The sequence below is a fragment of the Arthrobacter sp. 92 genome (genome assembly GCF_050260325.1).
Lineage (GTDB): Bacteria > Actinomycetota > Actinomycetes > Actinomycetales > Micrococcaceae > Arthrobacter.
Genome location: NZ_CP189863.1, coordinates 2436645 through 2459493, shown reverse-complemented (window position 1 = coordinate 2459493; position 22849 = coordinate 2436645). Strand labels below are relative to the sequence as shown.

Annotated in this window: 23 protein-coding genes and 1 tRNA gene; 20 read left to right on the top strand and 4 right to left on the bottom strand. The window is 64.4% G+C overall.

Annotated elements, in window-relative coordinates:
* Positions 1 to 74: 74 nt before the first annotated feature.
* Positions 75 to 157 (bottom strand) — tRNA-Leu (locus tag ACP4XC_RS11330).
* 153 nt (positions 158 to 310) lie between these two features.
* Between ACP4XC_RS11330 and ACP4XC_RS11325 the strand changes: the two genes are divergently transcribed.
* Positions 311 to 1615: a M20/M25/M40 family metallo-hydrolase gene (locus ACP4XC_RS11325; protein WP_427169599.1), complete on the top strand. Its 1305-nt coding sequence runs from the start codon at positions 311 to 313 to the stop codon at positions 1613 to 1615.
* A 47-nt stretch (positions 1616 to 1662) separates the two neighbouring features.
* Positions 1663 to 2826 (top strand): acyl-CoA dehydrogenase family protein, encoded by a 1164-nt coding sequence (locus ACP4XC_RS11320; protein WP_427175090.1) that lies wholly within the window; start codon positions 1663 to 1665, stop codon positions 2824 to 2826.
* A gap of 41 nt (positions 2827 to 2867) precedes the next feature.
* Here ACP4XC_RS11320 and ACP4XC_RS11315 read toward each other — a convergent pair whose 3' ends face one another.
* Positions 2868 to 3101 (bottom strand): DUF5703 family protein, encoded by a 234-nt coding sequence (locus ACP4XC_RS11315; protein ID WP_427169597.1) that lies wholly within the window; start codon positions 3099 to 3101, stop codon positions 2868 to 2870.
* A gap of 39 nt (positions 3102 to 3140) precedes the next feature.
* On the opposite strand from ACP4XC_RS11315, the gene ACP4XC_RS11310 reads away from it, so the two are divergent.
* Entirely contained in the window at positions 3141 to 3410 is a 270-nt protein-coding gene (locus tag ACP4XC_RS11310) for a hypothetical protein (protein WP_427169595.1), read from the top strand.
* 42 nt (positions 3411 to 3452) lie between these two features.
* Here the strand turns inward: ACP4XC_RS11310 and ACP4XC_RS11305 are convergent, their stop codons facing one another.
* Complete coding sequence (locus ACP4XC_RS11305; RefSeq protein WP_427169593.1) at positions 3453 to 4406, bottom strand: aldo/keto reductase; 954 nt, start codon at positions 4404 to 4406, stop codon at positions 3453 to 3455.
* A gap of 51 nt (positions 4407 to 4457) precedes the next feature.
* Here ACP4XC_RS11305 and ACP4XC_RS11300 point away from each other — a divergent pair, with 51 nt between their 5' ends.
* Both ACP4XC_RS11300 and mshC read left to right on the top strand, forming a co-directional pair.
* Positions 4458 to 5291: an undecaprenyl-diphosphate phosphatase gene (locus ACP4XC_RS11300; RefSeq protein ID WP_427169590.1), complete on the top strand. Its 834-nt coding sequence runs from the start codon at positions 4458 to 4460 to the stop codon at positions 5289 to 5291.
* Positions 5292 to 5306: 15 nt separating this feature from the next.
* Entirely contained in the window at positions 5307 to 6584 is a 1278-nt protein-coding gene (gene mshC, locus ACP4XC_RS11295) for a cysteine--1-D-myo-inosityl 2-amino-2-deoxy-alpha-D-glucopyranoside ligase (protein WP_427169587.1), read from the top strand.
* A 44-nt stretch (positions 6585 to 6628) separates the two neighbouring features.
* Here mshC and ACP4XC_RS11290 read toward each other — a convergent pair whose 3' ends face one another.
* Positions 6629 to 7534 (bottom strand): PAC2 family protein, encoded by a 906-nt coding sequence (locus ACP4XC_RS11290; RefSeq protein ID WP_427169585.1) that lies wholly within the window; start codon positions 7532 to 7534, stop codon positions 6629 to 6631.
* Positions 7535 to 7700: 166 nt separating this feature from the next.
* Between ACP4XC_RS11290 and ACP4XC_RS11285 the strand changes: the two genes are divergently transcribed.
* From ACP4XC_RS11285 to tatC, 15 genes are all read left to right on the top strand, one after another.
* Positions 7701 to 8450, top strand: coding sequence for an HAD family hydrolase (locus ACP4XC_RS11285; protein ID WP_427169583.1), 750 nt, complete (start codon positions 7701 to 7703; stop codon positions 8448 to 8450).
* Entirely contained in the window at positions 8443 to 9594 is a 1152-nt protein-coding gene (locus tag ACP4XC_RS11280; protein ID WP_427169581.1) for a site-2 protease family protein, read from the top strand. Before ACP4XC_RS11285 ends, ACP4XC_RS11280 begins: the two co-directional genes overlap by 8 nt.
* Before the next feature lie 140 nt (positions 9595 to 9734).
* On the top strand, positions 9735 to 10802 hold the full coding sequence (locus ACP4XC_RS11275; RefSeq protein ID WP_427169579.1) for a tRNA (adenine-N1)-methyltransferase: 1068 nt from the start codon (positions 9735 to 9737) through the stop codon (positions 10800 to 10802).
* An 82-nt stretch (positions 10803 to 10884) separates the two neighbouring features.
* A complete protein-coding gene (arc, locus tag ACP4XC_RS11270) occupies positions 10885 to 12666 on the top strand; it encodes a proteasome ATPase (protein WP_427175089.1) in 1782 nt (593 codons plus the stop codon).
* Positions 12666 to 14336, top strand: coding sequence for a depupylase/deamidase Dop (gene dop / locus ACP4XC_RS11265; protein WP_427169577.1), 1671 nt, complete (start codon positions 12666 to 12668; stop codon positions 14334 to 14336). The genes arc and dop overlap by 1 nt, the downstream gene beginning before the upstream one ends.
* Positions 14337 to 14416: 80 nt before the next feature.
* Positions 14417 to 14620 carry a ubiquitin-like protein Pup gene (locus ACP4XC_RS11260; RefSeq protein ID WP_427169575.1) on the top strand — a complete coding sequence of 68 codons (204 nt, stop codon included), beginning with the start codon at positions 14417 to 14419 and terminating at the stop codon, positions 14618 to 14620.
* An 85-nt stretch (positions 14621 to 14705) separates the two neighbouring features.
* Positions 14706 to 15533 (top strand): proteasome subunit beta, encoded by an 828-nt coding sequence (prcB, locus tag ACP4XC_RS11255; RefSeq protein WP_427169573.1) that lies wholly within the window; start codon positions 14706 to 14708, stop codon positions 15531 to 15533.
* Between the two features lies 1 nt (position 15534).
* On the top strand, positions 15535 to 16242 hold the full coding sequence (gene prcA, locus ACP4XC_RS11250; RefSeq protein WP_427169570.1) for a proteasome subunit alpha: 708 nt from the start codon (positions 15535 to 15537) through the stop codon (positions 16240 to 16242).
* 1 nt (position 16243) lies between these two features.
* Positions 16244 to 17608 carry a Pup--protein ligase gene (pafA, locus tag ACP4XC_RS11245; RefSeq protein ID WP_427169568.1) on the top strand — a complete coding sequence of 455 codons (1365 nt, stop codon included), beginning with the start codon at positions 16244 to 16246 and terminating at the stop codon, positions 17606 to 17608.
* Between the two features lie 112 nt (positions 17609 to 17720).
* Positions 17721 to 18653 carry an FKBP-type peptidyl-prolyl cis-trans isomerase gene (locus ACP4XC_RS11240; protein WP_427169566.1) on the top strand — a complete coding sequence of 311 codons (933 nt, stop codon included), beginning with the start codon at positions 17721 to 17723 and terminating at the stop codon, positions 18651 to 18653.
* A gap of 47 nt (positions 18654 to 18700) precedes the next feature.
* Positions 18701 to 19096: an FKBP-type peptidyl-prolyl cis-trans isomerase gene (locus ACP4XC_RS11235; protein WP_427169564.1), complete on the top strand. Its 396-nt coding sequence runs from the start codon at positions 18701 to 18703 to the stop codon at positions 19094 to 19096.
* 169 nt (positions 19097 to 19265) lie between these two features.
* Positions 19266 to 21287 carry a helix-turn-helix transcriptional regulator gene (locus ACP4XC_RS11230; protein ID WP_427169562.1) on the top strand — a complete coding sequence of 674 codons (2022 nt, stop codon included), beginning with the start codon at positions 19266 to 19268 and terminating at the stop codon, positions 21285 to 21287.
* A gap of 10 nt (positions 21288 to 21297) precedes the next feature.
* Positions 21298 to 21675 (top strand): hypothetical protein, encoded by a 378-nt coding sequence (locus ACP4XC_RS11225; protein WP_427169560.1) that lies wholly within the window; start codon positions 21298 to 21300, stop codon positions 21673 to 21675.
* A 32-nt stretch (positions 21676 to 21707) separates the two neighbouring features.
* Positions 21708 to 21986: a Sec-independent protein translocase subunit TatA gene (tatA, locus tag ACP4XC_RS11220; protein WP_427169558.1), complete on the top strand. Its 279-nt coding sequence runs from the start codon at positions 21708 to 21710 to the stop codon at positions 21984 to 21986.
* A gap of 48 nt (positions 21987 to 22034) precedes the next feature.
* On the top strand, positions 22035 to 22829 hold the full coding sequence (gene tatC, locus ACP4XC_RS11215; RefSeq protein ID WP_427169556.1) for a twin-arginine translocase subunit TatC: 795 nt from the start codon (positions 22035 to 22037) through the stop codon (positions 22827 to 22829).
* Positions 22830 to 22849: the final 20 nt, after the last annotated feature.

The window sequence follows — 22849 nt, the reverse complement described above, 5'->3', positions numbered from 1 at the left end:
ATTGGTACGGCTGAACGCACGGTTGGGCACACAAAAAAACCCCTGGAATCCTTGGATTCCAGGGGTTTCCCTTGTGCGCGGAGGGGGACTTGAACCCCCACCCCCTTTCGAGGACTAGCACCTCAAGCTAGCGCGTCTGCCATTCCGCCACCCGCGCAGGTGGTAATCCGGAGATCCCTTCCGCCTTCCAGCGTTTTGGATTTCTCCGAAGCAGCGAGAAAGACTCTAGCATGACTTTTCGCCAAACAAATAATCGGGGCTTGTGGGTAGGCTGAAACCAGCATTCAAGCCGCCCCACGAGGAGTGAAACATGACTGAAGTACGCCCCGAGGATGAAGTTGTCAGGATCTGCCAGGAACTGATCCGAATAGATACTTCGAACTACGGTGACGGCTCAGGCCCGGGGGAGCGCAAGGCGGCGGAGTACACCGCCGGCCTGATCACAGAGGTCGGCCTGGACGCTGAAATCTTCGAATCCGCCCCCGGCAGGGCGAGCGTGGTGACGCGCCTGGCCGGGGAAGACCCGTCAGCCAGCGCCCTGGTGGTTCATGGTCACCTGGACGTGGTCCCGGCATTGCGGGACCAATGGTCCGTGGATCCCTTCGGCGCCGAGCTCAGGGACGGCCTGATCTGGGGCAGGGGGGCGGTGGACATGAAGGACATGGACGCAATGATTCTCTCCGTCATGCGGAACTTTGCCCGCTCGGGACGTAAGCCCAAGCGGGACCTCATCTTCGCCTTCTTCGCCGACGAGGAAGCCGGCGGAAAGTACGGGGCAAGCTACGCCGTCGACAACCGCCCTGAACTTTTTGAGGGCGCTACCGAAGCGATCTCGGAGGTGGGCGGCTTCTCGGCCACCATTGGCGGCCGGCGGACATATCTGCTCCAGACGGCGGAAAAGGGTCTCTCCTGGCTCCGCCTCGTCGCGCACGGCCGCGCCGGCCATGGCTCCCAGATCAATACCGACAACGCGGTGACGCGGCTTGCGGGCGCGGTCTCCCGGATCGGCGAGTACAACTGGCCGATCGAACTCACGCCCACAACACGGCAGTTCCTCGACGGCGTCACCGAACTCACCGGCGTCGAATTCGACCCGGACGATCCGGACAAGCTCCTCAAGGAGCTGGGCACGGTTGCCCGCTTTGTGGGCGCCACGCTGCAGAACACCACCAATCCCACCCTGCTCAAGGGCGGCTACAAGCACAACGTCATTCCCGAATCGGCCGAGGCACTCATCGACTGCCGCACCCTGCCCGGGCAGGAACAGCAGGTACTGGAGGTCGTGCGTGAGCTCGCCGGCACCGGCGTGGACATCAGCTATGTGCACAACGACGTCTCGCTGGAGGTGCCGTTCGCCGGTAACCTCGTCGACTCGATGATCGATGCCCTGCATTCCGAAGACCCCGGCGCCAAGGTCCTGCCCTACACTCTCTCCGGCGGAACCGACAACAAGTCATTGAGCCGGCTCGGCATCACCGGCTATGGCTTCGCCCCGTTGATGCTTCCGGACGAACTGGACTTCACAGGGATGTTCCACGGGGTTGACGAGCGGGTGCCTGCCGATTCGCTGAAGTTCGGAGCACGGGTCCTGGACACCCTGCTCACCAATTACTGAACCAACGGACCACTGAGCCGCCCGATGACGGAGCCGGAATGCCGAATATGAACCCTGAAGATATCCTGCCCGACTCCCTGTTGGACAGGATCCGGGGCCGCGCCGCCGGCTACGACCGTGACAACGCTTTCTTCCACGAGGACCTCTCGGAGCTGAAGGCGGCAGGCTACCTGGAGATTTTTGTCCCTGCTGCCGACGGCGGACTGGGACTAGGGCTCGGCGGCGCGGCACAGCTGCAGAGGCGGCTGGCGACGGCGGCGCCAGCCACGGCGCTGGCGGTCAACATGCATCTGGTGTGGACCGGCGTCGCCCATGTCCTGGCAGCCCGCGGTGATTCGTCGCTGGACTTCGTCCTCAAGGAGGCGGCGCACGGAGAGATCTTCGCCTTCGGCAACTCCGAGGCGGGCAACGACTCCGTGCTGTTCGACTCGCGAACCGAAGCCGTCCCGTTGCCGGACGGCGGCTACAGCTTCACCGGCCGCAAGATCTTCACCAGCCTGTCGCCGGCATGGACGAGGCTGGGGATCTTCGGCAAGGACTCCTCGGCCGGGGAGGGCGCCGGGGAACTGGTTCACGGCTTCCTCACCAGGGACACCCCGGGTTACGAGATCCTGCCCGACTGGGACACTCTGGGAATGCGTGCCAGCCAGTCGAACACCACGGTGCTGGACGGCGCCGTCGTACCTGCGGATCGAATCTTCCGCAAACTGCCGGTGGGCCCGAATGCCGACCCCCTGATCTTTGCGATCTTCGCCTGCTTCGAGACCCTGCTCGCCGCGGTGTACACGGGCATCGGCGAACGGGCCTTCACGCTGGGGGTTGAGGCCGTCCAGCACCGCACCTCCTTCAAGAACGGCGGCCGAAGCTACGCGCAGGATCCGGATATCCGGTGGAAGGTGGCGGAGGCTGCCATGGCGATGGACGCGCTATACCCGCAACTGTCGCGGGTCGCCGCAGACGTCGACGAACTGGAAGACCTGGGCAGCCAGTGGTTCCCCCGGCTCGTGGGACTCAAGGTCCGGGCCACCGAGACGGCCCGGAGCGTGGTGGACCTCGCCATCAGGGTATCCGGCGGCTCCAGCTATTTCCGTGGCTCCGAGCTCGAACGCCTCTATCGCGACGTTCTGGCAGGAATGTTTCATCCCTCCGATGACGAGTCAGCCCACAACACCGTGGCCAGCGCCTGGCTGGGGCCACTGGAAACTCCCTGACTGGCGCCAGGGGCTGCGACCGGGGTGTCCACCCCGCGTAACTAGACGGTCCGCCGGACCGGAGTGATTTTCCGGCGGAGCCAAAACCTGCGTCCGCCACCCACATAAAGAACGCTGCGCTCCAATTCCCACTTGCCGTACTCGGAGTGTTCCACCAGAAGGCGGCGGGCTTCGGGCAGCGAATCCTCAGGGCTGACCGTCAGTACCAGGTACTCGTACTGCCTCAGGTAGTCCCTTTCCCGGCGGACTGAACTGTTCAGAAAATGTTCCTTCATTGCTCTCCATTTTCGTCCATTTCCCGCTAACGTGAAGTCATGAGCATCGATCCGCGTGTCGCGCTTCAATCCCTGACAACAGCACTGGAAGAACACCTTATTGCTGCCTCCGCTCGACGGGGCGACGGCGACCCAACGGTCGAAGCGGCGTTCTTTGCCGTTGCTGATGCATTTGAAGTCTATGACGATTCCCTCTACGAAGCCTATGGCGAAGTGACCCCATTGGAGGTCATTGACGACGTGGAGGAGATCGACGAGGAAGAGGACTCGGAAGACGAGGATGAGGACCTCGAAATAGTCGAGGATTGAGCCGCCCGGCGCGGCCGCAGCCCACGTAAAGACGTCATAGGATCACGCCTGCTTCAGGAAATCCCGGGTGGCCGAAACATCCTCAAGAGCCCGGGCGATTTCCGCCGGCAGGGGCGCCAGTTGGGCATCCAGGATCTCTTTAAGCTGCACAGGCGTCCGGGGCCCCACAATCGCGGTTGCCACTCCATGCTGGGCCAACAGCCAGCTCAGCGACACATCGAGGGGTGACCGGCCCAGCCCGCGGGCCGCCATGGCCACGGCCTCGACGATCCTGGAAGCGTCTTGGTCCAGGTACGGCTCCACGTAGCCCGCAAGCCGTTTCTGGGCAGCGCGCGAATCGCCAGGAATGTGCCCGCGGTACTTGCCGCTCAGCACGCCACGGCCCAATGGCGCCCAGGCCAGGAGCCCGAGTCCGGCGTCTTCGATGGCCGGAATGACTTCCGATTCCGGCTGACGCCGTAGCAGGGAGTACTCGGACTGGCTGGCCACCAGCGGGAAACCCGCAACGGCCGCCGCCTTGGCTGTCTGCCAGCCGGTGAAGTTGGACACTCCCGCGTAGCGGGCCCGGCCGGAGCGTACCGCGAATTCCAAGGCGGATAACGTCTCCTCCAAAGGGACATTCGGATCCCAGGCATGGGCAAACCAGATATCGACATAGTCGGTGCCCAACCGCGCAAGGCTCGCATCCAGTCCGGACAGCATCCCGCTCCGGGATGCATCCACGCTGCGCCGGCCGTCCGCCGTCGAGATTCCCGCCTTGGTGGAAATCACCACCTCGGAACGGGCGACGACGTCGCCCAGCATCGCGCCAAGCATGGCTTCGGCTTGGCCCTCCGCGTAGGACGCCGCCGTGTCGATCAGGGTGCCACCGGCTTCAACGAAAGACCGCAGCAGGGCCGAGGCATCCTGCTCATCGGTTTCGCGGGCCCAGGACATGGTGCCGAGGGAAAGGGCGGACACGCGCAAACCACTGTTGCCGACATAACGCTGCTGCATGTCAGTAGCTTACGGGGATTCGACCCTGTACATGACGTAGTGTCTATAAACGTGAACTGGTTTGAAGCAGCCTTTCTGGGCCTTGTGCAGGGACTGACCGAATTCCTCCCGATTTCCTCGAGCGCCCATCTGCGCATCGTTGGCTCGTTCTTGTCGAACGCCGCCGACCCCGGGGCCGCCTTTACGGCCATCACGCAGTTGGGTACGGAGACCGCCGTGATCGTTTATTTCTGGCGGGACATCGTCCGGATCGTCACGGCGTGGTTCGGTTCGCTCGCCAGGCGTGTTCCCGCTAACGACCCCGACGCGCGGATGGGGTGGCTGGTGATTCTCGGCAGCCTGCCCATCATTGTTCTCGGCCTGGTCTTTCAGGACCAGATCGAATCGGTTCTGCGCAGCCTTTGGATTGTGGCCACGACCCTGATCGTCTTCGGTCTTTTCCTCGCCGTAGCCGATGCCGTGGGAAGCCAGGAACGGGACCTGACCCGGTTGAGGTACAAGCACGGCATCCTTTATGGACTGGCCCAGGCCATGGCATTGATTCCCGGCGTGTCCCGCTCCGGCGGCACCATCACCGCCGGCCTTCTGATGGGCTACACCCGCGAGGCGGCCGCGCGCTATTCCTTCCTGCTGGCCATCCCGGCTGTGTTCGGCAGCGGCCTGTATCAGCTGTACAAGGTGGTTGCGAAAGAAGGAATCACGGGTCCCTACGGGCTCCCTGAGACCGCCCTGGCCACCGTTATCGCGTTTGTGGTGGGCTACGTCATCATCGGCTGGTTCCTGAAGTTCGTCTCCACCCGCAGCTACCGGCTGTTCGTCTGGTACCGCATTTTCCTTGGCCTGGCGCTGTATTTGCTGCTCGGTTTCAATGTCATCAGCGCCTAGCACTAGGCTTGGCCTGTGAAATCCTGGACCTCCCGCCCTGTTCCCCAACTCCCGGGCAGCATGCCTGCGGTGCGAATTTTCGACACCGCCCAAAACGCCGTCGTCACCCTGGAACCGACGGGGGAGCAGTCGATGTACGTCTGCGGGATCACTCCCTATGACGCCACCCACATGGGCCACGCGGCCAGTTATGTGGCGTTCGATCTGTTGAACCGTGCCTGGCGGGACGGCCGCCAGCATGTTGCGTACGTCCAGAATGTCACCGACATCGACGATCCGCTGCTGGAGCGGGCCACCGCCACCGGCGTCGACTGGCGGGAGCTGGCAGCGAGCCAGATCAAGCTCTTCCATACCGACATGGAAGCCCTCAACGTCCTTTCGCCTGACCACTACGTCGGCGCGGTCGAATCCATTCCCGAGATCGTCGCTGCGATTGAGCAGCTTCTGCACAGGGGACTGGCCTATCGTGTTGCCGGCAGTCCCGGAGAGCCAGACGGCGACGTCTACTACGACGTCGAAGCAGCCGGCAAGCATTCAGTTGACGAGGAGGCGTGGACACTCGGATCCGTCTCGGGACTTACCGAAACAGCCATGCTGGAACTCTTTGCGGAGCGGGGCGGGGACCCCGGACGCGCGGGCAAGCGCCAGGCCCTGGATCCTCTCCTGTGGCGGGTGGCCCGCGAAGGGGAACCAAGCTGGCCCGGCGGTGAGTTGGGAGCCGGGCGGCCCGGCTGGCACATCGAATGCACCGTGATCGCACAGAAATATCTGCCCGCACCATTCACCGTCCAAGGCGGCGGTTCTGACCTGATCTTCCCGCACCACGAGATGGGTGCGGGCCACGCGTATTCCTTGACCGGCGTCCCGCTGGCGAAGCACTTTGCCCACGCCGGCATGGTGGGCCTCGACGGGGAGAAGATGAGCAAGTCCAAAGGCAACCTGGTGCTCGTTTCCAAGCTCCGGGCCGACGGGGAAGAACCGGCGGCTATCAGGCTCGCCATCCTTGCCCATCATTACCGCAGTGACTGGTCCTGGACAGCGGCCGGCTTTGCCGACGCCAAAGCGAGGCTCGAGAACTGGCGGAACGGACTGACGTTCGCGCCGGCGGGTTCGGCAGCTGGCCTGGTAGCCCAACTGCGGGCGTCGTTGGCCCACGACCTGGACGCCCCGGCGGCACTCGCCGCCATGGACCGATGGGCCGACGAGGCACGCCAAGGAAGCCAGGCCGGTGCGGCACTGGACCAGGCGTTGGTGAGTGACGCCGTCAGCGCGCTGCTCGGCGTCGAGCTCTAACGGCGCCAATCTAGCCTTCGGGCTAAGCGTCGGGCCGTCGAGCCTTAGGGCTTGTCCTTGCCCCGGCGTTTGAGGTAGCGCTCGAACTCGCGTGCGATCGACTCGCCGCTGGCTTCGGGAAGATCAGCGGTGTCCTTGGCCTCCTCCAGCTGCCGCACATAGGCCGCGATCTCCGGATCCTCCGTGGCCAGCTCGTCCACTCCACGTTCCCAGGCGTCGGATTCCTCCACCAGTTCCTGGGTGTCCAGCGGCACCTGGAGCAGTTCTTCGATCCGGTGAAGCAGAGCCAGCTGCGCCTTCGGGGACGGGGCCTGGGCAACATAGTGGGGGACAGCGGCCCACAGCGAAACTGTGGGCAGCCCGGCGAGGAGCGCCACTTCGGCCAATACGCCCACGATACCCACGGGTCCTTCATACTGTGACGATTCGAGGTTCATGCGTTCGCGCAAGGCACTGTCGTCCGTTGAGGTGCTGACCGGGATGGGCCTGCTGTGCGGCACATCGGCGAGCAGGGCACCGACGAGGATGACGTAGTCGACGTGCAAGGCCTCGGCGTGTACGAGCAGTTCCGCCGTGTATGCCCGCCATTTGTAGGACGGCTCCGTGCCTTGGACGAAGATCACGTCCACATTCGAATCCGGCGCGCTTGCCTTGTAGATCCGGGTGGAGGGCCATTTGATTTTCCGCTCGCCAGAAGCCGTGCGCCGGATCGTCGGCCGCGTGAACTGGAAGTCGTAGTACTCGTCGGCGTCTATGGAGCCCACTTTCTTGCCGCCCCACAGTTTGTTCAGGTAGCGAAGGGCGTCGCTCGCGGCCTCACCGGCATCGTTCCAGCCCTCAAATGCGGCCAGCATCACAGTGATCCGCTGACCTTCGGGCACAGGCAGCAGCAACCGCTCCGGTTCGGGGGTGACGGCAGGTTCGGGGGTGTCTCCGTCGAAGCTATTCATTCCTTCACCCTACGTCCAAGACCGGGGCGGACGCATGGAATGAAGCGCCGCGAATGTCCCCCGGCCGCAACAATCCTGCGATCCCGCCCTCTTATTCGCCGAAGGCGTATCGCCCACACCATCCGGGCGGACACCGGGCGGAGGCCAGCACCGTAAACTGGAGGGCATGCGATCCTCAGCTTCCCCGCCACTGCTCAAAGCCGCTTTGTGGGACATGGATGGCACGATCGTTGATACCGAGCCCTACTGGATTGAAGCCGAGCACGCGCTCGTGGCCTCCCATGGCGGCCAGTGGTCACATGCGCAAGCCATGGAACTGGTGGGCCAGTCGCTGGTCTTTTCCGCCGGCATCCTCCAGCAGGCCGGCGTGATGCTGGAAGTCCGGGAAATCATCGACACCCTCACGGACCACGTCATCAGCCGTGTGCGGCAGTCCATTCCCTGGCGCCCGGGGGCCAGGGAACTACTGGACCAGCTCCACGAGGCCGGTATTCGTTGCGCCCTCGTGACCATGTCCGAAGGCCCCCTGGCGCGGGAAATCGCCGGCAGCCTGCCCAGGCCCTACTTCGAATTCCTGGTGACGGGAGATACCGTCACCAACGGCAAGCCGCACCCGGAGGCCTACCTGAAAGCGGTGGAACTGCTCAGGGACTCGGACCCGGCCCTGACCATCCACGAATGCGTGGCACTGGAGGACTCCGTCCCGGGCGTTGCGGCGGCCATGGCCTCAGGAGTTGTGACCGTGGCCATCCCGCACATCACCCCGCTGCCGGAAGATTCGGCCCGCACCACCTGGCACTCCCTGGAAGGACGCACCGTGGCGGACCTGCACCAGCTTGTGGCCACCCGAGGCGGCTTCGTGGCCGGGGTCCCTGACCAGGCGGAGACCGAAACCCGGAGCCTGAGCCTTGACTGAACGTGCAACGCGTGGCCGGGCGCCCCGGAACAGGAACGGCCGCAGCGAGGGCATTCCACTGGGACGGATCGCGGGCATCCGCGTCGTGCTGGCCTACTCATGGTTCGTTATCGCGGCCTTCACCGTGATCGTCTATGGGCCGGTCCTTGAACGCCAGGAGCCCGGCCTGGGCATCGCCGCCTACTACGTCGCGTTCGCCTACGCTTTGCTGCTCCTGATATCCGTACTCGTCCACGAACTGGCGCACGCCCTCACCGCCAAGATCTTCAACTGGCCAACGGAAAAGATCGTGCTGAATCTGTGGGGCGGCCACACGCAGTTCGAAGGCTTCACCGCCACCCCCGGCCGTTCCGTCCTCGTAGCCCTGGCTGGCCCCGCCGCAAACCTGCTCCTGGCCGCCGCGGGCTGGCTGGTGGTTTCGACCGCAGAGCCGACCGGGGTGGCCGGCATCCTGGCCAACATCTTCGTGTGGGCAAACCTGCTGATCGGAATCTTCAATGTCCTGCCGGGGCTGCCGCTCGACGGCGGCCGGCTGGTGGAGTCCGCGGTCTGGAAAGCCACCGGGAGCCAGGAGAAGGGCACCGTGGCCGCGGGCTGGGCCGGGCGGATCATCGTGGTGGCGCTGGCCGCCTGGTTCGTGCTGCTCCCCCTGCTGAGCGGAGAGCGGCCGAACGTCTCACTCATGCTCGTCACCGTACTCGTGGGTGGCTTCCTGTGGATGGGGGCGTCCGCGTCCATCCAGCACGGGCGGCTGCGCAGCAGGCTTCACCTGGTCAACGCCGCAGCGCTGGCCGAACCCGCCATCGGCATTCCCGAATCAGCGTCGGTGGCCGACGCGCTGCGGCTCGCACCCGACGGGTCCCCGGCCCTTGTGGTGTGTGGAGCAGATGGACGGCCGCAGGCGCTCGTGAACCCGGGTGCGGCGGCCGCCGTCCCCGCCGGAGCGGCCGGATCCACCCCCGTAACAGCTGTATCCCACCGGCTCAGCCCGGGCGCCTACGTGCCCGAATGGTCCCAGGGGCAGGAACTAGTCCAGTACCTCTCTCAGCTCGAGGGGCATGAATACGCGGTGGTGGATCAGGACGGACGAGTCACCGGAGTGCTGTACCAGTCGTCCGTGGTGACAGCCATTACAGGAAAGTAAGTCCGCCTGGCAGGCGCACAAAGGTCCACAACCGGTAGAGTTACGTGCCGGCCGTGAAATATCGGCATCCGGACTCATTGGCCGACACCCGGCCGTCATGACGCACGGCCACCCAGCTTTACAGGAGCGAGGAATACTTCATGAGCAGCGAAACTGCCGCCAACAGCACCCCTGCGGGCGCACCGGCTGATACCGCGTGCACCACCGGGGTTCAGCCCGTGGGCGCAGCGCGCCGTCGCGGTCCGTTCCGGGAGGGCGAGCGTGTGCAGCTCACCGATGAGCGCGGCCGCATGAACACCATCACCCTTGAAGCCGGCGGGGCCTTCCACACCCACCGCGGCTTCCTGAACCACGACGAAATTATCGGCAAGGTGGACGGCTCAGTCGTCACCAACAACGTGGGCCAGCAGTACCAGACGCTCCGTCCGTTGCTCTCGGACTTCGTGCTTTCCATGCCGCGCGGCGCGGCTGTGGTCTATCCCAAGGACGCCGGCCAGATTGTGACCATGGCCGACATCTTCCCGGGTGCCCGGGTGGTGGAGGCCGGCGTGGGCTCGGGCGCGCTGTCCATCTCGCTGCTGCGCGCGGTGGGGGACAACGGATACCTTCACTCTTTTGAGCGGCGCGAAGAATTCGCCGACATCGCCCGCGGGAACGTGGAAACAATTTTTGGAGGTCCCCACCCGGCGTGGAAAATCTCGCTCGGTGACTTCCAGGAGGAAGTGGTGCGCAGCGAGGCTCCGGGTTCGGTGGACCGCGTGGTGCTGGACATGCTCGCGCCGTGGGAGTGCCTCGATGCGGTAGCCACGGTCCTGGCCCCCGGCGGCGTTTGGATCAACTACGTGGCCACGGTGACGCAATTGTCCCGGACCGCCGAAGCCATCCGGGCGGACGGGCGCTTTACGGAGCCCGACGCATGGGAGTCAATGGTCCGCGGCTGGCACCTTGAAGGTCTCGCCGTGCGTCCGGACCACCGCATGGTTGCCCACACCGGATTCCTGCTGGTCACCCGGCGGCTGGCCGACGGCGTCACCGGCATCTCAGTCAAGCGTCGTCCATCCAAGACCGACTTCAACGAGGAGGACGTCAACGCCTGGACCCCGGGCGCCGTGGGCGAACGTGCCGTTTCCGACAAGAAACTCCGGCGGGCCGCACGGGATGCGATTGCCGGCACGCATGTGAAGGATGACCCGACGGTCACGAACTAGTCCGTATTTCGGATGTCTTCAGCAGTACCCGGCTTCTTGGGGCTAAGGTCTTAATAGAAGAGCAGGAAGGGGCTGATGCATGATGGACACTCCGAACAATGACTCGGAACGGACACCCGAAGAAGCTGTTGGCTCAGCGGAATCCGAGAACGTCCGCTACGGGAGCAACGACCTCTCGGTTGCCGACCGGCAAGTGAATGTCCTCAGGGATAAGCTACGGCACATAGACCGCCAGTTGGCTGCCGCGACGCAGAACAATTCACGGCTGGTGGGCATGCTGGAAACCGCCAAGGCGGAGATCCTGCGCCTGAAGAACGCCTTGGACCAGGAAGGCCAGCCACCCTACAGCTTTGGCACGATTCTGCAGCTGAACCCCAAGCGGCAACCCTCTGCGGGCAACAGCGGCATGGCCGCCACGGAGGAATCCGTCGATATCTTTAGCGCGGGCCGCAAGATGCGTGTGGGGATCAGCCCGCTGGTGAACATGAACCAGCTGGCGCCAGGACAGGAGGTCCTGCTGAACGAGGCCCTGCTCGTCGTCGCGGGCCTGGGGTACGAGCGCGCGGGGGACCTGGTGACCCTTAAGGAGCTGCTGGGCCCGGACCGGGCCCTCGTGGTGGGCCGCGCGGACGAGGAACGTGTCGTCCGGCTCGCCGGCGCCCTTCTCGCGGAGAAGTTGCGGGTGGGGGACGCCCTCTCCGTGGATTCGCGGACCGGCTACGCTCTGGAGAAGGTGCCCCGCTCCGAAGTGGAGAACCTTGTCCTGGAGGAAGTCCCGGACATCACCTACCACGACATTGGCGGGCTCGGGCCCCAGATCGAACAGATCCGCGATGCCGTGGAGCTGCCGTTCCTGCACCCCGACCTGTATCGCGAACACGGCCTGAAGGCGCCGAAGGGCATCCTCCTCTACGGCCCTCCTGGCTGCGGAAAGACCCTCATCGCCAAGGCCGTGGCCAATTCCCTTGCCGCCCGGGCTGCCGAACGCTCCGGAAACGTGGACCTGAAAAGCTACTTCCTGAACATCAAGGGCCCGGAGCTGCTCGACAAGTACGTGGGCGAGACGGAACGCCACATCCGGCTGATCTTCGCCCGTGCGCGCGAGAAGGCCTCCGACGGCAGTCCCGTGGTGGTGTTCTTCGACGAGATGGACTCCCTGTTCCGCACCCGTGGAACCGGGATCTCCTCCGATGTCGAAACAACCATCGTGCCCCAGCTGCTGAGTGAGATCGACGGCGTGGAGCGGCTCGACAATGTGATCGTCATTGGTGCGTCCAACCGCGAGGACATGATCGACCCCGCCATCCTGCGTCCTGGCCGGCTTGACGTTAAGGTCAAGATCCAGCGGCCGGACGCCGAGGCCGCGGCGGACATCTTCTACAAATACATCACCACCGACCTTCCCTTCCACGAGTCCGATCTCGCGGAGCACAACGGCGACGTCCAGGCGACCGTCGACGCCATGATCCAGCGCACGGTCGAGGCGATGTATTCGACAGAGAAATCCAATGAGTACCTCGAGGTGACCTATGCAAACGGTGACACGGAAATGCTGTACTTCAAGGACTTCAACTCAGGCGCGGTGGTGCAGAACGTGGTTGACCGGGCCAAGAAATATGCCATCAAGGACCTCCTGACCTCCAATCAAAAGGGTTTGCGCATAGACCACCTGCTGCGCGCCGTCGTCGACGAGTTCCGCGAACACGAGGACATGCCCAACACCACGAACCCGGATGACTGGGCCCGGATCTCGGGCAAGAAGGGTGAACGCATCACCTACATCCGCACGATTGTTCAGGGCAAGGCGGGGCAGGAGCCCGGCAAATCCATCGAGACCATGCCCAACACGGGCCAGTACCTCTGATGCCCAGACGCGACATGGTCCCAGGCGGTCCGTTACCGGCAGGCGGCGCCATGCGGGTGATGGGTTCGGAAACGGAATACGGCATCCATGCGCCGTCCGCGCCCGGAGCCAACGCCACCATGATGTCCGCCCGGGTGATCCAGGCGTACGCGCAGGTGACCCGCCAGCGAGCCGCCGGGGGAGCCGAAACCCGCTGGGACTACACAGATGAGGAACCTCTCCACGACGCCCGCGGGTGGACCGTGGACCGCAGTGTGGCCGACCCCAGCCAGCTGACCGACCAGCCGCCGGTGCTGGACGCCGAAGCGGTGGCCCTGGCCTACGGGCGGGAAGAGCTGGAACAGGATGGCGAGGACGAAACCGGCACCCTGCTGATGAACATGGTGCTAGGCAACGGGGCGCGCCTCTACGTGGACCACGCACATCCTGAGTACTCGAGTCCGGAAGTCACCAACCCGCGCGATGCGGTCGCGTGGGACGCGGCCGGCGATCTCGTGGCGCTTGCCGCGGTCCGCCGGCTGGCCGCCGACCCGCAGCTGCCGCCGGTGAACCTTTACAAGAACAACACAGACAACAAATCCGTGTCATACGGCTCCCATGAGAACTATCTGATGCCCAGGGTGGTGCCATTCGGGGACATTGTGCGGGGCCTGACCCCGTTTTTCATCAGCCGCCAGATCATGTGCGGAGCCGGCCGGGTGGGATTGGGGCAGGACAGCTCACGGCCTGGCTTCCAGATCAGCCAGCGTGCTGATTTTTTTGAAGCGGAGGTGGGACTGGAGACCACTATCCGCAGGCCCATCATCAACACCCGCGACGAGCCGCACGCCACGGCGGACAAGTACCGCCGGCTGCACGTGATCATCGGGGACGCCAACCTGAGCCAAACGGCGAACTACCTCAAGTTCGGAACCACCGCAATGGTCCTGAGCCTGATCGAGGCAGGCCTGGCCCCACGGGTGGAGGTCCATGAACCGGTCGCCGCCCTGCAGACTGTCAGCCACGACACTTCGCTGACGGCCACCCTCAGGCTCATGGACGGACGGAGAGTCACCGCCCTGGACCTCCAATGGATCTACCACGAGGCCGCCGCCAAACTCGCCCAGGACACCGGCGTCGGGGATGCCGTGGACGGGGACGGTCACACCCACGCCCTGCTGGAACGCTGGGCCTCTACTTTGACGGAACTCGACAGCGATCGTGACGCGGCGGCGTCGTCCGTTGAATGGCTGGCAAAGCTCTCCCTCCTCGAGGGCTACCGCGAACGGGACGGGCTGGACTGGGGCAACGCCCGGCTGGGCCTTATCGACCTTCAATGGGCCGATATCCGGCCCGAGAAAGGCCTGTACCACCGATTGCTAGCCAGGAACCGGATGAAAAGGATCGTGCACGACGACGACATCAACCGGGCGGTGACCGAACCGCCGCCGGACACCCGCGCCTACTTCCGTGGCCGATGCGTGAGCAACTTCGGCAAGGACGTGGTGGGGGCGAGTTGGGACTCCGTGATTTTTGATCTCCCGGGACGCGGAAGGCTGCAAAGAGTGCCCACCCGCGAGCCGTTGCGTGGGACTGAGGCGCTCACCGGCGGCCTCTTCGCCCGGCATAAGGACGCCGGATCCTTCCTCGCCGAACTACTGGGACAAACTCCCGGCCCGCCACCGGCATAAACCACCCCAACACCGCTCCCATCGTGGCAATATGGGCATACAGGATGTCCCTTACCGGGGACGGATAGAAGGAGATGGAAATGGCAGGCCAGGAGCAACAGCAGCCGCAGTCACGGGAAACCGAGATCGAAGACGAGGTCCCCGCCGCCCCGCCGGCTCCCGCTGACGCGCAGGCATCGGCAGCCACCCAGGGTGTTGACGATCTGCTCGACGAGATCGACGGTGTCCTGGAATCCAACGCCGAGGAATTCGTCCGCGCGTTCGTTCAAAAAGGCGGACAGTAAGCCAACGCCGCCGTTCGCGCGACGCTGGGGACAGGCAGACCGGACGGAGAACAGACGTTGACCACCACGTTGAAGGAGTGCATCAGTGCAGGAGACTACAGCCAACAGGGTAGCTGCCAACGCGACGTCATCATTCACTGAACACCTGCAACGCGACCGGCCCGAGCTCCTTCCCTACAGCCAGCCTCTGCCTTCATCCCTCAACGTGCCGGGTGGTCAGCCGCTGCTGGCACCGCACGCCACCACTATCGTGGCGATGACATACAGCGGCGGAGTGCTGATGGCCGGAGACCGCCGCGCCACCATGGGGAACATCATTGCCAGCAGGCACATCGAGAAGGTCTTTCCCGCAGACCGGTTCTCGGTGCTCGGCATCGCGGGGACCGCCGGGATCGCCATTGACCTCACCCGGCTTTTTCAGGTCGAGCTGGAACACTACGAGAAAATCGAAGGAACACCGCTGAGCCTGGACGGCAAGGCCAACAGGCTCGGCGCGATGATCCGCGGGAACCTTCCCATGGCGTTGCAGGGGCTGGCCGTCGTCCCGCTGTTTGCGGGGTTCGACGTCCCGGCCGGGACGGGTCGGCTGTTCTCTTTCGACGTCACGGGCGGGCGCTACGAGGAGCTCGAGCACCACGCCGTGGGATCCGGGGCCATGTTCGCCCGCGGCGCCCTCAAGAAGCTCTGGAGCCCCCGGATGTCAGAAGAAGAGGCCATTGCGGTGGCAGTCGAGTCGCTCTACGACGCCGCTGACGACGACTCGGCGACCGGGGGTCCTGACCCCGTGCGCCAACTTTGGCCAGTGATTTACACCGTGGACCGCGCGGGCGCCAGGCGGATCCCGGAGGGCGATCTCGCAGCCGCGGCCGGCACGGTCATTGAGGCCCGGACCGCTGCACGACGGGAGGCTTAGGATGACCCAGCAGTTTTACGTTTCCCCAGAACAGCTAATGAAGGACCGTGCGGATTTCGCACGGAAAGGCATCGCCCGCGGACGTTCCGTGGTGGTCATCAGCTGCGAGGACGGGATAGCCCTCGTGGCAGAGAACCCCTCGCCGACGCTGCACAAGATCGGAGAGATCTACGACAAGATCGCGTTCGCAGCGGTGGGAAAATACAACGAGTTTGAGAGTCTCCGGCAGGCCGGCGTCCGCTACGCGGACGTGCGTGGATACTCCTACGACCGGGACGACGTCACTGCCCGGGGGCTGGCAAGCGTCTACGCCCAAAGCCTCGGCGCGGTCTTCACGGCCGAACAGAAGCCGTTCGAAGTGGAACTGGCTGTGGCCGAAGTGGGAGGCAGCCAGGATGACGACCACCTGTACCGGCTGACGTTCGACGGATCCATCGCGGACGAGCACGGTTTCATCGTGATGGGCGGCCAGGCCGACAGGGTGTCGGAAACCGTCCAAGCCGGGTGGCAGCGGGAGCTGAATTTTGCCGGCGCCATCAGGCTCGCCCTGAAGGGGCTGGTCACGGATAAGGAAACCACGGTGCTGCCGGCGTCGGCGGTGGAAGTCGCGCTCCTGGACCGCGATTCCGAGACCACCCGCGGATCACGGCGGGCGTTCCGACGTCTCGGCGATGCCGAGGTAGAAGCCCTGCTGGCGGAGGAGAACTGACATGGATAAGCGCATCTTTGGTATCGAAACCGAATTCGGCATTTCCTATTCGAGCCCGGACTCGCGCCCGTTGGCGCCCGAAGAGGTGGCACGCTATCTTTTCCGGAAAGTGGTCAGCTGGGGAAGGTCCTCCAATGTCTTCCTGACCAACGGTTCGCGTCTCTATCTCGACGTGGGCTCGCACCCCGAATACGCCACCGCCGAGTGTGACGATCTCGCGCAGCTGATCGCGCATGACCGGGCCGGGGAGCTGATACTGGACGACCTGGTCGATGAGGCCCAGGAGCGCCTCGCGGCCGAGGGTTTCAACGGCACGGTCTACCTTTTCAAAAACAACACGGACTCGGCAGGCAATTCCTACGGCAGTCACGAGAACTACCTGATCCCGCGCCGCGGGGAGTTTTCACGGCTGGCCGAAATCCTCATTCCTTTCCTGGTGACGCGGCAACTGATCGCCGGGGCCGGCAAGATCCTCAAGACACCGCACGGGGCCACCTTTGCCTTCTCCCAACGCGCCGACCACATCTGGGAGGGCGTCTCTTCGGCAACCACCAGGTCCCGCCCCATCATCAACACGCGCGACGAGCCACATGCGGACGCGGAGTTCTACCGCCGTCTGCATGTGATCGTGGGCGACTCCAACATGTCCGAGACCACATTGCTCATGAAGGTGGGCACCGTGGACCTGATCCTGCGCATGATCGAGGCCGGCGTCATCATGCGGGACATGCGCATGGAGAACCCCATCCGGAGTATCCGCGAGATCTCGCACGACCTCAGCGGCAGGGCCCTGATCCGGCTCGCCAATGGACGTCAGCTCACGGCCTTGGAAATCCAGCAGGAGTACCTCAACAAGGTCACGGCCTTCGTGGCACAGCACGGAGCACACAACCCGCATGTTCCGCTCATCCTTGATCTGTGGGAGCGGACGCTCCGGGCGATCGAAAGCGGCGATACGCGCAGCATTGACACCGAAATCGACTGGGCCATCAAGAAGAAGCTGATGGACAGCTACCGTGCCCGGCACGGGCTGGGCCTGGACTCGCCGAGGATTGCCCAACTCGACCTGACGTATCACGACATCTCCCGGACGAGGGGCCTTTACTACGTGCTGCAGTCACGGGGGGCAGTCCGCCGGGTGGTGGACGAGACGGCGGTCAAGGATGCCGTCGATGCCCCACCGCAGACCACCCGGGCCAAGCTGCGCGGGGACTTCGTGCGCAGGGCGCAGGAGCTGGGCCGCGACTATACGGTGGATTGGGTGCATTTGAAGCTGAACGACCGGGCCCACCAGACCATCCTCTGCAAGGATCCGTTCCGGAGCGTGGACGAGCGCGTTGATGCTTTGCTCGACTCTATGAGCTGATACCCAGCTTTCCACGTTAGGCTGGATGGGGTCATTTATTTGGCCACCGCCTGCGTTGCCGGCCGTTTCATTGACGGCAACGCATCCATCTTGCCCCGACGAAAGTTCTTACGTGCGCCGACTACTAGCAATTCTCATTCCCGGACTGCTGATGCTGACCGCCTGCGGCGGATCGCCTGCAGCTGCTCCGGAGCCCACCAGCCAGTCCGCTGGAGAGACAGCCAAGCTGGACTCTTTGAAACTGACGGACAATGGAGACAAGAAGGCGCCGGGAGTGGAATTCACCAAGCCCCTCGATGTCAAGGAACCCACGGTCAAAGTGATCACCGAAGGAACCGGGGACCGCGTGAAGGCCAACCAGGTTGCGGACATCTCCATCCTGGCCCTCAGCGGCAAGGACGGCTCCACGTTGGAGGACACCTTCGCCAAGGATCCGGAGCCGCTGGAATTGAACGACGCCCTCAAGACCGGCAACGCTGTCATCTACAACGCCTTTGTGGGCGCCAAGGTGGGTTCGCAGCTGGCTCTCGCGGTGCCCGGCCAGGCCGCCCAGGAAGGGGCGGCTGCCGGTCCCACCCAGTTGCTGGTGGTCAAGGTGATCTCCGCCAAAGACGCGCCGAAGGTCCTCGACAAGCCCGAAGGCGATGCTGTCACCCCGCCTGCAGGCCTGCCCACCGTCAAGGACAACGACAAGGGCATCCCGGAAATTTCGGTTGACGGCGTCAAGGCTCCCACCGCCCTCGTGTCCCAGGACCTGATCAAGGGCAAGGGACCTGAAGTCAAGGCCACGGACACCCTGACCGTCAACTACGTTGGCGTGACCCTCGTCGGGGGCAAGAAGTTCGATTCCAGCTTTGACCGCGGCGAGAAGGCAACCTTCCCCCTGGGCAACGTCATCAAGGGCTGGACACAAGGCCTGACGGGCAAGACCGTCGGTTCACGCGTGCTCCTGGTGATCCCCAAGGATCTTGCCTACGGCGATGCGGGACAGGGGGATGCCAAGGGCGACCTCGTGTTCGTCGTCGACATCCTCGGCGTCAAGTAATCCCCAAACGTCCAACGAGCCATCCAACTCACACAAGAGGAGTAACCATGTCATTTGGTCAGCGCGATTTCGACCGCCAGAAGCCGGAAATTGACTTCCCCGAGGGGGAGGTTCCCACCGAGCTCGTCATCACAGACCTCATCGAGGGCGACGGCGCCGAAGCCAAAGCCGGCGACACCGTCTCCACCCACTACGTGGGCGTCGCCTGGTCCACGGGCGAGGAATTCGACGCCTCCTGGGGCCGCGGAGCGCCGCTGGACTTCCGCGTCGGCGTCGGCCAGGTCATCCAGGGCTGGGACCAGGGCCTCCTGGGCATGAAGGTGGGCGGCCGCCGCCGTCTGGAGATTCCCTCTGAGCTCGCCTACGGCTCCCGCGGAGCCGGCGGAGCCATTGCCCCCAACGAGGCCCTGATCTTCGTTGTGGACCTGGTGGGCGTCCGCTAACAGCGGCCACCTTCACGGCGTCGGACAAGCGTTCGGCGGACCACACGGTGGTGCGGACCGCACACTTGTGCCGCAGCAACCAGGAAGCGCGGTAACAATCGGAAGCACATTTCCGGTTGGTGCCGCGCTTCCGGCGTCTGCACGCGACGTCTTTAGTAACGTAGCCAAGGTGTCCTCCTCACGTACAGAGCGTCTCCTGAACCTGCTGATCGCCCTCCTCAACACCCGTTACGGGCTTCGCCGCGGCGAACTGCGCGAAAAGATCTATCACGATTCTTCGAGCAGCGAGGCGGCTTTCGGCCGCATGTTCGAACGCGACAAGAGCGATCTCCGGCACTTCGGCTTTGAAGTTGAGACCGTCACGGACAACGGCTGGAGCTCGGACGATCCCGCGACCACGCGTTACCGGATCGGCAAGGAATCCAACCGGCTTCCGGATGTCACCCTGACGCCGGCCGAGTGCACCGTACTGATTCTGGCGGCGCAGCTGTGGGAACAGGCAGCCCTCGGTTCCGCCGCGCAGAACGCCATGCGCAAGCTGCAGGCTTCCGGCGGAATGGCGGAGGCGGAGCTGCCCCTGGGCGTGCAGCCCCGCATCAAACCCGCCGGCCAGGCGTTCGAGGACCTGATCTCGGCAATGCACTCGCAGCACGCGGTGAGCTTTCAGTACCTCGCAAGCAGCACGGGGCGGGAAGAAGTACGGGTCGTGGAACCGTGGGGCCTGGGCAGCCGCTTCGGGCAGTGGTACCTGGTGGGCCTGGACCGCGGACGGAACGCCCAGCGCTTCTTCCGGCTCTCCCGCTTCACGTCCGCAGTGACCATCCTGGACAAGGAGACCTACACCCCTCCGACCGCATTCAACGTCCGCACCGAACTGGCCGGCCTCCCGGAGCTGCCAATCAGGACCGCCGTCGTGGACGTCCCGGCGGGCAAGCTCCTGGGCCTGCGCAAGCGCGCGTCCGCCGTGCAGGAAACGGAAGGCGCCGGCACCACGGGAGGGGAGCCGGCCCCGGTCTCCGGAGAGCCCGACGACGGCTGGGAGCGTCTGGCTGTTCCTTTCCGGGACGCCGAGGTGCTGGGTGAGGAACTAGCCTCGTACGGGCCAAATGTGGTGGCCGTGTCTCCGGCCGAGGTGGCATCCGCCGTCCGCCGACGGCTCGTGGCCGCTGCGGAGTTTTCGGCGTTCCCGGCGCCCGTCATTGAGTTCCCGGCGGCTGCTGCCGTCAAACGGACCCGGAAACGGACCTCGGAGGATCAGCTGCAGCGGATGCTCCAGCTGGTCCCGTTCCTGGTCCACAACCAGGGCCTGCACATCAGCGATGTTGCCGCCAGATTTGGCGTCACCCGGAAGGAGCTCGAGGACGACCTGCGCATTTTAATCTGTTCAGGCCTCCCGGAGGGATACCCTGACGACCTCCTGGACATCCAATGGGAGGACGACCACGTATATATCACCCAGGACCTCGACCTGAACCGGCCGGTGCGTTTTACGGTGGATGAAGCCTGCGCCCTTCTCACGGGTCTGGAGACCCTCAACGGACTGCCGGAGCTCGCAGAAGGCAGTGCGCTGGAGTCCGTGACGGTAAAGCTGATGGCGGCAGCGGGGGAGGAGGGTCTCAGGGCCGCATCCGTGGCGGGGCCTGAGGTCAGCCCGGCCAATTCGGGCTACCTGGAAACCATCCGCAATGCCATCCGGGATGGGATGCAGCTGCGGCTGAACTACTTTTCGCCGCAGCGTGATTCCGTCTCCGAGCGGGACGTGGAACCCCTGAGGCTCTACTCGCTGGACAACACCTGGTATTTCGAGGCGTATTGCCACAACGCCCGGGCGCTGAGGAACTTCAGGCTCGACCGCATCGAGCGGCTTCAGCCAAACGGGCTCAGGGCCACGGAGGCGGCGAAGCCCGCCGACGGCTTCCCGGCCAAGCTTTTCACTCCGAACGACGACGATACCCTGGTCACGGTGGAGCTGGCCCCTCAGGGCACCGGCCTCGCCGAGGACTATTACGCCGAGCGCACCGCGCCGCTGCCCGGCGGGGGACTGCTCGCTGAAATCAGGGTTGGCAGCACCGCGTGGCTTCCCACGTTGGTGACGCAACACGGCGGGGAGGTCCGCATTCTCGCACCGGCGGCCGTTGCCACGGCTGCACGGGAGTGGATCCGGCGGGCACTGGCCCACTACGGCGGCTAGACTACTCAGCATGCCTTGGTGGTCATGGATCCTCATTTGGATAGCGCTCGTTGCCCTCGCCCTGCTGTTCTATGTTCTGCTGGGTATCCGGCTGTTCCGGCAGTTCATGGCAGTCACTAAGGATCTGGGCGCCGCCGCGGAGCGTTTTGCGCCCGCAGCGCATCCTTGGGAATCCACTGCGTTGGCCACCCCGGGCCCCGGGACGGCCGCCGGACCTGAAACGAACCACCCGGTTCCGGGTTCAGCCGTTTTTGCCTCTCCTGCCCAGATGAGACATGATTACCTCACGTCCAAGTCCTCCCGCCGGGAAGAGCGCCGTCAACGACGCGTTCAGCGCAAAGCCGTCCGGGGCCAGCCCCAGGCGCTGCGCGACATCGATTTAGGTTAGACGTAGGATGTATTTCAAGGAAAGGACTTCCAGTGGGACGACTCTTTGATGGCCCGTGGCCCATCGTCATTATTATCATCGTGGCTCTGTTGCTTTTTGCTGCCCCCAAGCTTCCTGCCATGGCGCGTGCCCTCGGTCAGTCCATGCGGATCATCAAGTCCGAGGTCAAGGAAATGAAGAACGACGGCAAGCCCGAGGCGCAGGACACCACGGATCCGGTTGAGGGCAAGATCGTCAACCACCCGCAGGCCCGGACGCACAACGGCGAGCCCACAGACGGCCGCGACGTTCCACCGTCGAACCGCGCCTAATTCACGGTGGTAGAGAAGAGGGGCCGCAAATCCAACCCTGAGGGTCGGATGGCCCTGTTGGATCATCTGAAGGAGCTGAGGAACCGGCTCATCAAGTCCGCCATTGGCTTGGTGATAGGCGCTGTCGGCGGCTGGATTCTTTACGACCCGGTGTTGACGGCGTTGCGGGAACCCGTGGACCACATCTCCCAGCAGACCGGCGGAACATCGTCGGTCAACTTTTCCAGCATCGCGTCGCCTTTCGACTTCAAGCTTCAGCTTTCGCTCCTGATCGGCGCCGTGATCTCCAGCCCGGTCTGGATCTACCAGCTGTGGGCGTTCATCACACCAGGCCTGACCCGCAAGGAACGTCGCTACACCCTGGGCTACATGACGGCCGCGGTGCCGCTGTTCCTTGCGGGCATCTGGGTCGGCTGGATGGTGGTCCCCCAGGTGGTGCGCGCCCTGACGCAGTTCACGCCCTCCGGTTTCTCCAACATGATCGATGCCCGGGACTATGTCGACTTTGTAACCCGCATGGTCCTCTTCCTTGGCCTCGCGTTCCTGGTGCCGGTGGTTCTGGTCGGAGTGAACATGGCCGGGCTCATCAGCGGGCACACCATCCTGAAGGCGTGGCGGATCACAGTCTTTCTAGTGTTTGTCCTCGCTGCCGTGGCCGCACCGGGCGCGGACGCTCTATCCATGTTCCTCTTGGCAGGCCCGCTGCTGGTGCTCTTCTTCGCAGCCATCGGGCTCTGCATCGTCAACGACCGCCGGCGCGACAAACGGCTGGCCCGGACCACCGCGGAAACCGAAGCAACCGCCGACAAAGCCACTCCCAGCGCCGAGCTGGAGGATCTCTAGCCCTGGGCGCATTAGGCTGG